The sequence below is a fragment of the Pseudomonas protegens CHA0 genome, assembly GCF_000397205.1.
Taxonomy (GTDB): Bacteria; Pseudomonadota; Gammaproteobacteria; order Pseudomonadales; family Pseudomonadaceae; genus Aquipseudomonas; species Aquipseudomonas protegens.
Genome location: NC_021237.1, coordinates 4,455,748 through 4,468,067, shown reverse-complemented (window position 1 = coordinate 4,468,067; position 12,320 = coordinate 4,455,748). Strand labels below are relative to the sequence as shown.

General features: G+C 61.2%; 11 protein-coding genes. 6 read left to right on the top strand and 5 right to left on the bottom strand.

Annotated features, from left to right (window positions below; all coding sequences use genetic code 11):
- Positions 1–302: 302 nt before the first annotated feature.
- From PFLCHA0_RS19915 to PFLCHA0_RS19900, 4 genes are all read left to right on the top strand, one after another.
- Entirely contained in the window at positions 303–785 is a 483-nt protein-coding gene (locus tag PFLCHA0_RS19915; protein WP_011062206.1) for a MarR family winged helix-turn-helix transcriptional regulator, read from the top strand.
- Positions 775–2,244: an efflux transporter outer membrane subunit gene (locus PFLCHA0_RS19910; RefSeq protein WP_011062205.1), complete on the top strand. Its 1,470-nt coding sequence runs from the start codon at positions 775–777 to the stop codon at positions 2,242–2,244. The genes PFLCHA0_RS19915 and PFLCHA0_RS19910 overlap by 11 nt, the downstream gene beginning before the upstream one ends.
- A gap of 14 nt (positions 2,245–2,258) precedes the next feature.
- Entirely contained in the window at positions 2,259–3,461 is a 1,203-nt protein-coding gene (locus tag PFLCHA0_RS19905) for an HlyD family secretion protein (RefSeq protein WP_015636304.1), read from the top strand.
- A gap of 77 nt (positions 3,462–3,538) precedes the next feature.
- A complete protein-coding gene (locus PFLCHA0_RS19900) occupies positions 3,539–5,068 on the top strand; it encodes a DHA2 family efflux MFS transporter permease subunit (RefSeq protein ID WP_011062203.1) in 1,530 nt (509 codons plus the stop codon).
- Between the two features lie 194 nt (positions 5,069–5,262).
- Here the strand turns inward: PFLCHA0_RS19900 and lpxH are convergent, their stop codons facing one another.
- Complete coding sequence (lpxH, locus tag PFLCHA0_RS19895; protein ID WP_015636303.1) at positions 5,263–6,015, bottom strand: UDP-2,3-diacylglucosamine diphosphatase; 753 nt, start codon at positions 6,013–6,015, stop codon at positions 5,263–5,265.
- Positions 6,012–6,515 (bottom strand): peptidylprolyl isomerase, encoded by a 504-nt coding sequence (locus PFLCHA0_RS19890; RefSeq protein WP_011062201.1) that lies wholly within the window; start codon positions 6,513–6,515, stop codon positions 6,012–6,014. Before PFLCHA0_RS19890 ends, lpxH begins: the two co-directional genes overlap by 4 nt.
- Positions 6,516–6,785: 270 nt before the next feature.
- Here PFLCHA0_RS19890 and PFLCHA0_RS19885 point away from each other — a divergent pair, with 270 nt between their 5' ends.
- Together PFLCHA0_RS19885 and cysS are read left to right on the top strand one after the other, a co-directional pair.
- A complete protein-coding gene (locus tag PFLCHA0_RS19885) occupies positions 6,786–8,486 on the top strand; it encodes a glutamine--tRNA ligase/YqeY domain fusion protein (RefSeq protein ID WP_015636302.1) in 1,701 nt (566 codons plus the stop codon).
- An 18-nt stretch (positions 8,487–8,504) separates the two neighbouring features.
- Positions 8,505–9,887: a cysteine--tRNA ligase gene (gene cysS / locus PFLCHA0_RS19880; RefSeq protein WP_015636301.1), complete on the top strand. Its 1,383-nt coding sequence runs from the start codon at positions 8,505–8,507 to the stop codon at positions 9,885–9,887.
- A gap of 72 nt (positions 9,888–9,959) precedes the next feature.
- On the opposite strand, the gene PFLCHA0_RS19875 is transcribed toward cysS, so the two are convergent.
- The 3 genes from PFLCHA0_RS19875 to nuoN all read right to left on the bottom strand — a co-directional run bounded on the left by PFLCHA0_RS19875 (position 9,960) and on the right by nuoN (position 12,315).
- The gene (locus PFLCHA0_RS19875; protein ID WP_011062198.1) at positions 9,960–10,277 is read right to left on the bottom strand and encodes a helix-turn-helix domain-containing protein; all 318 of its coding nucleotides are present in this window, start codon (positions 10,275–10,277) and stop codon (positions 9,960–9,962) included.
- Entirely contained in the window at positions 10,264–10,614 is a 351-nt protein-coding gene (locus PFLCHA0_RS19870; protein WP_015636300.1) for a hypothetical protein, read from the bottom strand. The genes PFLCHA0_RS19875 and PFLCHA0_RS19870 overlap by 14 nt, the downstream gene beginning before the upstream one ends.
- 237 nt (positions 10,615–10,851) lie before the next feature.
- On the bottom strand, positions 10,852–12,315 hold the full coding sequence (nuoN, locus tag PFLCHA0_RS19865; RefSeq protein ID WP_015636299.1) for an NADH-quinone oxidoreductase subunit NuoN: 1,464 nt from the start codon (positions 12,313–12,315) through the stop codon (positions 10,852–10,854).
- Between the last annotated feature and the right edge of the window lie 5 nt (positions 12,316–12,320).

Genomic DNA, 12,320 nt, shown 5'->3' with positions numbered 1-12,320 from the left:
GCACCTGTATGCGCTCGATCTTCAACTCGCTGAAGGGGGGGATGCCGGGAGCACGTGCGAGCCATGGCCTTTGTCGAAGTCATCGTGGAATAGGGCAATCCCGTTGATTCACAGGCGGCAGGCAGAGGCATGAAGACTACTAATCGTCAGCGGGTTGGTGATGACGCCCGCCTGTTCAGCATAAAGACCCAGTCCATAGGTCAACTAATTACAAAGCAACCTAACTATTGCGTTGACATTCGCTGCCTAGGCAGTAATATCTCGACATATATTCACTGCCTAGGCAGTTATTAGGTGAGCACATGAAGCATTTCACCCCGGACGAATTCAAAACCTGCCATCTCGGCCTGTTGCTGGGCCGCGCCGCATTGCTCAAGGACCGGATCATCGACACCCACATGGAACCCCACGGCATCACTGCCGCGCAGTTCAAAGTGTTGATCATCATGGCCCAGTTCGGCGTCGATACCCCGGCCGAGCTGTGCCGGCACCTTTCGCTGGACAGCGGTTCGATGACACGCATGCTCGATCGTCTGGAGCAGAAGGGCTTCCTGGCTCGCCAACGCAGCGAAGGTGATCGCCGCCAAGTGCAACTGACCCTGACCGAACAGGGCCAGCAGTTGACGGATCGGCTGCCGCAGATCGGCGCCGACGCGATGAATGAACTGGCTGGCGCGATCTCCCCGGACGAGTTGAAGACCCTGGAATACATCCTCAAGAAAATCCTGCTGGCCGCCGGTGACCCGATCACCATCCAGCGCTTAGGTGAACACAATGAGCAGTAAAACCTTGCGCAGCAGCCTGACGCTGGTGCTGTCGGCGATGATCCTTGCCGGATGCGCCAATTACAGCGGCCTCGATACCCAAGGCAAAAATCTCGACGCGAAAAGCCTGAAGGCCGGCCAATCCCTCAACGGTGTGACCCTGTCGCCTGCGGCATGGCCGAAAAGCGACTGGTGGACCAGCCTCGGCGATCCACAGCTCGACGGTCTGATCCGCGAAGCCCTGCGCGACAGCCCGGACATGCAGATTGCCGCCGCCCGCGCCCATCAGGCCAGCGCCGCCGCGTATGCCGCCGATGCCGAACGCTATCCGACCCTCGATGCCAGCGCCGGCATCAGCCGTTCGCGCCTGGCCAAGGATCAGGATCCGCTGGGGCAGGGCGATGCCTACGCCACCGTGCGCAACATCAGCGCCGGCTTCAATTACAACTTCGACCTGTGGGGAGGCCAGCGTGACGCCTGGGAAGCCGCACTCGGCCAGGCTCGTGCTGCTGAAGTCGACCGTCAGGCCGCGCAATTGACCCTCGCCGCCGATGTGGCCCGGGCCTACAGCGATCTGGGGCAGGCGCACATCGTCTATGACCTGGCCAGCGACGACCTCAAGCGCACCAGACAAATGCTCGATCTGAGCCAGCGTCGCTTGAGCGCCGGGATCGACAGCCAGTACCAGCTCCAGCAAACCCAGAGTCTGGAAGCCAGTTCCGAAGCCAGCCTGATCGACGCCGAAAAACGTCTGAGCAGTGCGAAAATCGCCCTGGCCGTGCTGCTCGGCAAAGGCCCGGATCGCGGCAGTGAAATCGCCCGGCCCAAAGTATTGCAAGCCAGCGCCGTGGCTGTGCCCTCGGTTCTTCCGGCAGAGCTGCTTGGCCGCCGCCCGGACCTGGTCGCCGCCCGCTGGCGTGTAGAGGCCGCGAGCAAAGACATCGATTCGGCGAAAACCCGCTTCTATCCCAACCTGAACCTTACGGCTTCCGCCGGTGCCGAATCCTTGTTGGGTGACGCAATGTTTGGTTCGGCCAGTCGCTTCTTCAGCATCGCCCCGACCATTTCGCTGCCGATCTTCGATGGCGGGCGCCTGCGCGCCAACCTCGATTCGCGTGACGCCGATTACGATCTGGCGGTGGCGCAGTACAACAAAAGCCTGGTGAAAGCGCTGGGTGATGTCAGCGACACGATCAACCAGTTGCGTGACATCGGCCGGCAAATCGGCGCGCAACAGCACGCCACCGATATTGCTCAGGATTCCTATAACACCGTGGTCCAGCGTTACGGTTCCGGCATCGGCAACTACCTGGACGTGCTCAGCATCGAGCAGCAACTGCTGCAGGCCCAACGTCAGTTGGCCAACCTCAATGCTGAGCAGATCGATTTGTCGATTCAACTGATGCAAGCGCTGGGCGGGGGCTTTCAGGGCGAGACCCTGAGCGCAGCCAACGCCATTCCAGCTACGCCGCACAACTAATTCAGGTATTTGTCATGGCCACTGCCGAAAACATCCAAGCTCAAGACAACTCGCAAGACACCGGCAATCCGCGCAAGCGCAAAGTGATGCTGCTGGTGCTGGCCATTGTTGTGGCCCTCACCGGTGCCGGTGTCTGGGCTTATCACGAATTCATCGGGCGCTGGAATGAGAGCACCGATGACGCCTACGTCAACGGCAACGTCGTTGAAATCACTCCGCTGGTGACCGGTACCGTGGTCAGCATCGGCGCCGACGATGGTGACCTTGTCCACGAAGGTCAGGTGCTGATCAACTTCGACCCCAACGATGCCGAAGTCGGTCTGCAAAGTGCCCAGGCGAAACTGGCGCGTACCGTGCGTCAGGTTCGCGGCCTGTACAGCAATGTCGACGGCATGAAAGCCCAGGTCAACGCGCAACAGGCCGAAGTGCAGAAGGCTCAGGACAACTTCAACCGCCGGAAAAACCTTGCCGCTGGCGGCGCGATTTCCCAGGAAGAACTGTCCCACGCCCGCGACGACCTGACCTCGGCGCAAAACGCCCTGGCCAACGCCAAGCAGCAGTTGAAAACCACCAGTGCACTGGTCGATGACACCGTGGTCTCGTCGCACCCGGACGTGATGTCGGCGGCTGCGGATCTGCGCCAGGCCTACCTGACCAATGCGCGCAGCACCCTGATCGCGCCGGTCACCGGTTACGTTGCCAAACGCACCGTGCAGCTCGGCCAGCGAGTGCAACCGGGTACGGCGTTGATGGCGGTGATCCCGCTGGATCAACTGTGGATCGATGCCAACTTCAAGGAAACCCAATTGCGTGACATGCGCATCGGCCAGCCTGTGGACATCGAGTCCGACATCTACGGCAGCAGCGTGAAATACAGTGGCACCGTCGACAGCCTCGGCGCCGGCACCGGCAGCGCGTTTGCTCTGTTGCCCGCGCAGAATGCCACCGGTAACTGGATCAAGATCGTGCAGCGTGTGCCGGTACGGATTCACATCAACGCCGAAGAACTGGCCAAGCACCCATTGCGGGTTGGGCTGTCGACAAATGTTGAAGTGAACCTGCATGACCAGAGCGGCCCGGTACTGGCGCAGCAACCGCAGCAAAAGGCTTCGTTCAGCACCAACGTCTACGACCGGCAGTTGGCCGAAGCCGACGCGATGATCGCTCAGCTGATCCATGACAACAGCGCTGTGGTCAGCAAAACCGCGCAACGCTGATTCGCCACTGACCCTGTGGGTGCGAGCATGCTCGCCCCAAAGGGGCGCAGCGCCACCCCGGTTCCAAAGGATTCGCGATGAGCAATAACGCTTCTTTCACGCCGCCCAGCCTGTTGCTCAGCACCATCGGCCTGTCGCTGGCGACCTTCATGCAGGTGCTCGACACCACCATCGCCAACGTGGCGTTGCCGACGATTTCCGGCAACCTTGGTGTGAGTTCGGAGCAGGGCACGTGGGTGATTACCTCGTTCGCCGTGAGCAACGCGATCGCGTTGCCGCTGACCGGCTGGCTCAGCCGGCGCTTTGGCGAGGTGAAACTGTTTCTCTGGGCGACGATGCTGTTTGTGCTGGCCTCGTTTCTCTGCGGCATCTCGACCTCGATGCCTGAGCTGATCGGCTTTCGTGTGCTGCAAGGCCTGGTGGCCGGGCCGTTGTACCCGATGACGCAAACCCTGTTGATCGCCGTTTATCCACCCGCCAGGCGCGGCATGGCCCTGGCATTGCTGGCAATGGTCACGGTGGTGGCGCCGATTGCTGGTCCCATTCTTGGCGGCTGGATCACCGACAGTTACAGCTGGCCGTGGATTTTCTTCATCAACGTTCCGATCGGCATTTTTGCGGTGATGGTGGTGCGTTCGCAGTTGGCCAAGCGCCCGGTGGTCACCAGCCGTCAGCCGATGGACTACGTCGGGCTGATTTCGCTGGTCATTGGCGTCGGCGCGTTGCAGGTGATCCTCGACAAGGGCAATGACCTGGACTGGTTCGAGTCGAACTTCATCATCATCGGTGCGGCGATTTCGGTGATCGCGCTGGCGGTGTTCATCATCTGGGAAATGACCGACCAGCATCCGGTGGTCAACCTGCGGCTGTTCGCGCACCGCAACTTCCGCATTGGCACGATAGTGCTGGTGCTGGGCTACGCCGGGTTCTTCGGTATTAACCTGATCCTGCCGCAATGGTTGCAGACCCAGATGGGCTACACCGCGACATGGGCGGGGCTGGCGGTGGCACCGATCGGCATCCTGCCGGTGCTGTTGTCACCCTTTGTCGGCAAGTACGCGAACAAGTTCGACCTGCGCCTGTTGGCCGGGCTGGCATTCCTGGCCATTGGCCTGAGCTGCTTCATGCGTGCCGGTTTCACCAATGAAGTGGACTTCCAGCACATCGCCCTGGTGCAACTGTTCATGGGCATCGGCGTGGCGCTGTTCTTCATGCCGACCCTGAGCATCCTGATGTCCGACCTGCCACCGCACCAGATCGCCGACGGCGCTGGCCTGGCAACCTTCCTGCGGACTCTGGGGGGTAGTTTTGCGGCGTCGCTGACCACCTGGATCTGGATTCGCCGGGCAGACCAGCATCACGCTTACATGAGCGAAAGCATGAGCATCTTCGACCCGGTCACCCGGGATGCGCTGAGCAATCTCGGAGGCGCGAGCACCAAGGCTTACGCGCAGCTGGATCAAGTCCTGACCAGCCAGGCATACATGCTCTCGACCGTGGACTACTTCACCTTGCTGGGCTGGGGCTTCATGGGCCTGATTCTGCTGGTCTGGCTGGCCAAGCCGCCGTTCGCTGCCAAGGCCGGCCCAGCCGCGGCGGGGCATTGATGCCTTTCGTCGCAGGCGCTGGCGTCCGAAAGGGTCATGCAAGGCTTGCTGGCCCCTTCGCCGGCAAGCCGGCCCCTACGGTAGGGCATTTGTTGTAGGAGCGGGCTTGCCAGGGAAGGCGTCCGACAGGGCCATGCAAGGCTTGCTGGCCTCTTCGCTGGCAAGCTGGCTCCTACGGCAGCGAGGGCGTCCGTTCAGGGCGAACCGGGCAGCGCCAGTTGCGTCGGTACGAAATCGAACGCCGCCAGTTGGAAACCCTGCTCATCCACCTGCAGCGCCCAGCCCTGACGGTCCCAGTCCCCCAGCACAATGCGCTTGGCGGCTTGTTCGCCGATCTGCAGCTTGTGGATCGCCGGGCGATGGGTGTGGCCGTGAACCAGGGTGCGCACCCCGTGTTCCTGCATGACCTGCGGTACCTGGTCCGGGGTCACATCGACAATGTCGTTGGCCTTCATGCGGGTCTGGGCCCGGCTTTCGTTGCGCAGCTTGCGCGCCAGCTTGCGCCGGGTGCCCAGGGGCAGGTGGCGCAGAATCCACAGGCTCAGCGGGTTGCGCAGGTAGCGGCGCATACGCATGTAGGCTTCGTCACGGGTGCACAGGCTGTCACCGTGCATCAGCAATACCGGCTCGCCGTAGAAGTCGACGACGCTGGGATCCTTGAGCAGGGTGGCGCCGGCCGCCTTGCAGAAGGCCTTGCCGAGCATGAAGTCGCGATTGCCATGCATCAGGAAGATCTGCGTGCCGCTATCGCTGAGCTCGCGCAATGCCTGGCAAATGGAAAGCTGGTAGGGGGTCATGGCATCGTCGCCGATCCATACCTCGAAAAAGTCCCCGAGGATGTACAGCGCCTCGGCGGCGCGGGCGCGTCCACCGAGTAAATCCAGAAACGCCCGGGTAATGTCCGGGCGCTCCTCTTCCAGATGCAGATCTGAAATCAGCAGTATCACTCAATGATCTCGGCTTTCTCGATGATCACGTCGTCTGCGGGTACGTCCTGGTGGCCGGACTTCATGGTGGTAGCCACGCCCTTGATCTTGTCGACCACTTCGGTGCCGGCGATCACTTTGCCGAATACGGCGTAGCCCCAGCCCTGCACGGTTTTGCCGCTGTGGTTGAGGAAGCTGTTGTCGGCAACGTTGATGAAGAACTGCGCGGAAGCCGAATGCGGCTCCATGGTGCGGGCCATGGCCACGGTGTACTTGTCGTTGGAAAGGCCGTTGTCAGCTTCGTTCTGGATGCTTGGACGCTTGTCTTTCTTTTCTTTCATGCCAGGTTCGAAGCCGCCGCCCTGGATCATGAAGTTACCGATGACGCGGTGAAAAACGGTGTTTTCATAGTGACCGGCTTTCACGTATTCGACGAAGTTGGCCACGGTCAACGGGGCTTTCTCGGCGTTCAGTTCCAGCACGATCTCGCCGTGGTTGGTGGTCAGTTTGACTTGGGTCATGGTCGGTACTCTTTATAAGGAGAAGCGTTTTCAAGAAAATCCTGGGTGGCGGGGCACGCATGGGGTCCGCACCGATTTGGCCATCCTGCAGCCAAGGAGCGCAGTTTAGCGTGACCGCCACGAATTTCGAGGCTGTTTTTTCACTTGGGTGCCATTAATAGCCGCAGTTTTAAAGCTGCGCTCTGTCAGGCACTTGACAGCATCGGCTATGATATCCGTTTTGATTTATCAGGCCGCACCTGGCCGCGCACTTGTACGTTCAAGGATCCTATGAGCAAGCCCACTGTCGACCCTACCTCGAATTCCAAGACTGGACCGGCCGTACCGGTCAACTTCCTGCGCCCGATCATCCAGGCGGACCTGGACTCGGGTAAGCACACACAGATCGTGACCCGCTTCCCTCCGGAGCCCAATGGTTACCTGCACATCGGTCACGCCAAGTCGATCTGCGTGAACTTCGGTCTGGCCCAGGAATTCGGTGGCGTCACGCACCTGCGTTTCGACGACACCAACCCGGCCAAGGAAGACCAGGAATACATCGACGCCATCGAAAGCGACGTCAAGTGGCTGGGCTTTGAGTGGTCCGGTGAAGTGCGCTACGCCTCGCAGTATTTCGACCAGCTGCACGACTGGGCCGTGGAACTGATCAAGGCAGGCAAGGCTTATGTCTGCGACCTGACTCCCGAGCAAGCCAAGGAATACCGTGGCAGCCTCACCGAGCCGGGCAAGAACAGCCCGTTCCGCGAGCGTTCGGTGGAAGAGAACCTGGACTGGTTCGCTCGCATGCGCGCCGGTGAGTTCCCGGATGGTGCACGGGTACTGCGGGCCAAGATCGACATGGCCTCGCCGAACATGAACCTGCGCGACCCGATCATGTATCGCATCCGTCACGCTCACCACCACCAGACCGGTGACAAGTGGTGCATCTACCCCAACTACGACTTCACCCACGGTCAGTCGGACGCCATTGAAGGCATCACCCATTCGATCTGCACCCTGGAATTCGAAAGCCACCGTCCGCTGTACGAGTGGTTCCTCGAGCACCTGCCAGTACCGGCCAACCCGCGCCAGTACGAGTTCAGCCGTCTGAACCTGAACTACACCATCACCAGCAAGCGCAAGCTCAAGCAACTGGTGGATGAGAAGCATGTGAATGGTTGGGACGACCCGCGCATGTCGACCCTGTCGGGCTTCCGCCGCCGCGGCTACACCCCGGCGTCGATCCGCAATTTCTGCGAGATGGTTGGCACCAACCGCTCCGACGGCGTGGTCGACTACGGCATGCTGGAATTCAGCATCCGCCAGGACCTCGACGCGAATGCCCCGCGCGCCATGTGCGTGCTGCGTCCGTTGAAAGTCGTGATCACCAACTACCCGGAAGGCCAGGTCGAGAACCTCGAACTGCCGCGTCATCCGCAGAAAGAAGAACTCGGCGTGCGCCAGCTGCCGTTCGCCCGTGAAATCTACATCGACCGTGACGACTTCATGGAAGAGCCGCCAAAGGGCTACAAGCGCCTGGAGCCGAACGGCGAAGTACGCCTGCGTGGCAGCTACGTGATCCGTGCCCTTGAGGCGATCAAGGACGCCGAGGGCAATATCGTCGAGCTGCGTTGCTCCTACGACCCGGACACCCTGGGCAAGAACCCTGAAGGCCGCAAGGTCAAGGGCGTGGTCCACTGGGTGCCGGCTGCCGCCAGCGTCGAGTGCGAAGTGCGTTTGTACGATCGTCTGTTCCGTTCTCCGAACCCGGAGAAGGCCGAGGACAGCGCGAGTTTCCTGGACAACATCAACCCTGACTCCCTGCAAGTGCTCACTGGTTGTCGTGCCGAACCCTCGCTGGGCAACGCACAGCCGGAAGACCGTTTCCAGTTCGAGCGCGAAGGCTACTTCTGCGCGGATATCAAGGACTCGAAACCAGGCGCTCCGGTATTCAACCGTACTGTGACCCTGCGCGACTCCTGGGGTCAGTGATTCAGTCAAGGAACTAACGTGCTAACGATCTACAACACGCTCACCAAGAGCAAAGAAGTCTTCAAGCCGCTGGATGGCAACAAGGTGCGCATGTACGTGTGCGGCATGACCGTGTACGACTACTGCCACCTGGGGCACGGCCGCAGCATGGTGGCCTTCGACCTGATTACCCGCTGGCTGCGTTTCAGCGGGTATGACTTGACCTATGTGCGCAACATCACGGATATCGACGACAAGATCATCAATCGTGCCAATGAGAACGGCGAGGCCTTCGAGGCCCTGACCGAGCGCATGATCGCGGCGATGCACGAGGACGAGGCGCGGCTGAACATCAAGAAGCCGGACATGGAACCGCGCGCCACCGACCATATCCCCGGCATGCACGCGATGATCCAGACCCTGATCGACAAGGGCTACGCCTACGCTCCGGGCAATGGCGACGTGTACTACCGCGTCGGCAAGTTTATGGGCTACGGCAAGCTGTCGCGCAAGAAGATCGAAGACCTGCGCATCGGCGCGCGGATCGAAGTCGACGAGTCGAAACAGGACCCGCTGGACTTCGTCTTGTGGAAAGCCGCCAAGCCGGGTGAGCCGAGCTGGCCATCGCCTTGGGGTGACGGTCGTCCGGGCTGGCACATCGAGTGCTCGGTGATGTCCACCTGCTGCCTGGGCGAGACCTTCGACATTCATGGCGGCGGCAGCGACTTGGAGTTCCCGCACCACGAGAACGAGATCGCCCAGAGCGAGGCGGCTACCGGCAAGACCTACGCCAACGCCTGGATGCACTGCGGCATGATCCGCATCAATGGCGAGAAGATGTCCAAGTCCTTGAACAACTTCTTCACCATTCGCGACGTGCTCGACAAGTACCATCCGGAAGTGGTGCGTTACCTGCTGGTGGCCAGCCACTACCGCAGCGCCATCAACTACTCGGAAGACAACCTCAAGGACGCCAAGGGCGCCCTGGAGCGTTTCTACCATGCACTCAAGGGCCTGCCGAAAGTGGCGCCGGCTGGTGGCGAAGCCTTCGTCGAGCGTTTCACCCAGGTGATGAACGACGACTTCGGTACTCCGGAAGCCTGTGCCGTGCTGTTCGAGATGGTGCGCGAGATCAACCGCCTGCGTGAGAGCGATATCGATGCGGCGGCCGGTCTGGCAGCCCGCTTGAAGGAGCTGGCCAGTGTGCTGGGCGTGCTGCAACTGGAGGCCGACGACTTCCTGCAGGCCGGTGCCGAAGGCCGGGTCGATGGGGCACAGGTCGAGGCGCTGATCCAGGCCCGTCTGGCAGCCCGTGCCAACAAGGATTGGGCTGAGTCCGACCGTATTCGCGATCAGATCACCGCCATGGGCGTGATCCTGGAAGACGGTAAGGGCGGTACTACCTGGCGCCTGGCTGACTAAGCCTACGTTCGCAGCAGCAAGAAACCCGCCTGGCGCGGGTTTTTTGTTGCCCGTAAAACAGTATCTGCTTGCTCAGGCCAGCGAGGCGAGGCGCTCCACTGTATCGGGGTAGCGTTCCACCAGGCGTATCAAGGTCGTGGCCTGGGCGTTGGGTATGGCGCGGCCCTGTTCCCAGTTCTCCAGGGTGCGGGTGTTGGTGCGCAGGTACATGGCGAATACCGAGCGCGAGAGGTTGAGTTGCTGGCGGATGTTCATCACCTCGGCGGCGGTGATGGGCGGCAGCTTTTCGAGCTTCACTTTATGGCTGCGCAGGGTGATCTTGCCCTGGCGTTCCTGGGTGAGGGCGTCGATGCCTTCTACCAGTTCGGAAAAGATGTCACGTTTGGTCATGTCTTCTGGCCTCGATTTCACGTTCCAGCAGTTGTTTGAGCTGTTGTCGCTGCTGCGGTAGCAGGTCGTCCATCTGCTCCTTGTCGAACAGGGTGAAGAGCCAGAACTGTGCTCCTTCGGACCACCAGTAATAAATCACCCTCAGCCCGCCACGCCTGCCCTTGTTGCGTCGCTCATCGATGAAACGCATCTTGCGCAAGCCGCCAGTGCCCTGAATCAGAACACCCGCGTGCGGGTGGCGCAGCAACTCGATCTGCAGTTCGCAGAACAACTCGTCGTCAAGGAAGCCTTTTCGGTATCGCGCAAATGCCGGTAGTTCAATAAACAGAGCATTCATTTCATACGCTTCCTGCGTATAGGCTGGATGACGCTGCAGCTTTGGTCAAGGCCCGCTGAGCGCCGCGTTTGATCTGGCAACAGTCTATGTCTGCGGCAGTGGGCTGAATGTCGGACCGGGCCGACGTGACAGGAAGGGCGATTCCGAGTTTCGCTGGGAAGAGGGGAGGGCAGGGCCCTGAAATGCAAAACGGCACCCGAAGGTGCCGTTCTGTTTGTTGCGTTGAAACCTAAGCGATCAACCCGCCAGGCCGGAGTGCTGGACCAGGGTCAGCAGCGGCTGTGGGTATACGCCGAGGAAGAACGCCAGGACCGCGATGGCCAGCAGCATGACGCCACCGGCTTTCTGTTCCCAGTGCAGTTGGGCATCGACGCGACGCAGGTTCGGCTCGATCAGGTACAGGGTGACCATCACTCGCAGGTAGTAGAAGACGCCGATGGCGCTGCCCATTACCAGGGAACCGACCAGCCACCATTGGTGCGCTTCGACACCGGTAGCGATGATGTAGAACTTGCCGATGAAGCCTGCGGTCAGCGGGATACCGGCCAGGGACAGCATCATCACGGTGAGGACGGCCGTCAGGTACGGACGGCGCCAGAACAGGCCGCGGTACTCGTACAGGGCGTCGGCGTCACGGCCCTTGTACGGCGAGGACATCAGGGTGATCACGCCGAAGGCGCCCAGGCTGGTGATCACGTAGGTGACCAGGTACACGCCGATGGCTTCCATGGCCAGGCCCTTGCTCGCCACCAGGGCGATCAGCAGGTAACCGAAGTGGGCGATGGAGGAGTAACCCAGCAGACGCTTGAGGTTGCTCTGGGTCAGCGCCAACAGGTTGCCCACCAGGATCGAGGCAATGGCGATCACGGTCAGCACGTTGCTCAGAACACCGCTGCTGGCCACTGGCGACAGCTGGAACAGACGCACCAGTACCGCGAACACCGCCACCTTGCTGGCGGTGGCCAGGAAGGCGGCGACCGGGGCCGGGGCGCCTTCGTAGACGTCAGGAGTCCACAGGTGGAAAGGCACCAGCGACAGCTTGAAGGCCAGGCCGATCAGCATCATGCCCAGGCCCAGTTGCGCCAGCGGGCTTGGCAGGCCGGTGGCGGCCAGGGCCTGGCCGATACCGCTGAAGCTCAGGCTGCCGGCTTCTGCGTAGAGCAAGGCCATGCCGAACAACAGGAAGCCCGAACCGGCGGCCGAAAGCACCATGTACTTGATGCCGGCTTCCAGGGAGCGCTTGTTGAAGAAGGCATAGGCCACCAGGCCGTAGACCGGTACCGAGAGCAGCTCCAGGCCAATGAACAGGCCGGCCAGGTTCTGCGCGCTGACCAGTACCAGGCCACCAGCGGCGGCCAGCAGGATCAGCAGGTACAGCTCTTCACGGTTGCCCGGGTAACCGCTACTGCCATCGCCCAGGTAGGCGTGGGCCAGGGTGACGCAGGCCAGGGTGGCCACCAGGATCAGGGCCATGTACAGGCAGGCGAACTGGTCGATCTGCAACAGCGGGGTGACCGCCAGCGGTGCCACTTTCAGCACCGGGAAGATCGACAGCAATGCCAGGTTCAGACCGGCCACCGATAGCAGGAAGGTCTGGGCGTGGTTGCGCCGCCAGGCGATCGCCAGCATCACCACCACAAGGGTGGCGCTGGTGATCAGCAGCGGCGCCAGGGCTATAAAGTGTTGAATCGTAAAGTCCATAGCGC

Coding starts and splice junctions, on each gene's coding strand:
- PFLCHA0_RS19915 (WP_011062206.1), top strand. CDS start 303: ATGAAGCATTTCACCCCGGACGAATTCAAAACCTGCCATCTCGGCCTG.
- PFLCHA0_RS19910 (WP_011062205.1), top strand. CDS start 775: ATGAGCAGTAAAACCTTGCGCAGCAGCCTGACGCTGGTGCTGTCGGCG.
- PFLCHA0_RS19905 (WP_015636304.1), top strand. CDS start 2,259: ATGGCCACTGCCGAAAACATCCAAGCTCAAGACAACTCGCAAGACACC.
- PFLCHA0_RS19900 (WP_011062203.1), top strand. CDS start 3,539: ATGAGCAATAACGCTTCTTTCACGCCGCCCAGCCTGTTGCTCAGCACC.
- PFLCHA0_RS19890 (WP_011062201.1), bottom strand. CDS start 6,515: ATGACCCAAGTCAAACTGACCACCAACCACGGCGAGATCGTGCTGGAA.
- PFLCHA0_RS19885 (WP_015636302.1), top strand. CDS start 6,786: ATGAGCAAGCCCACTGTCGACCCTACCTCGAATTCCAAGACTGGACCG.
- PFLCHA0_RS19875 (WP_011062198.1), bottom strand. CDS start 10,277: ATGACCAAACGTGACATCTTTTCCGAACTGGTAGAAGGCATCGACGCC.
- PFLCHA0_RS19870 (WP_015636300.1), bottom strand. CDS start 10,614: ATGAATGCTCTGTTTATTGAACTACCGGCATTTGCGCGATACCGAAAA.
- nuoN (WP_015636299.1), bottom strand. CDS start 12,315: ATGGACTTTACGATTCAACACTTTATAGCCCTGGCGCCGCTGCTGATC.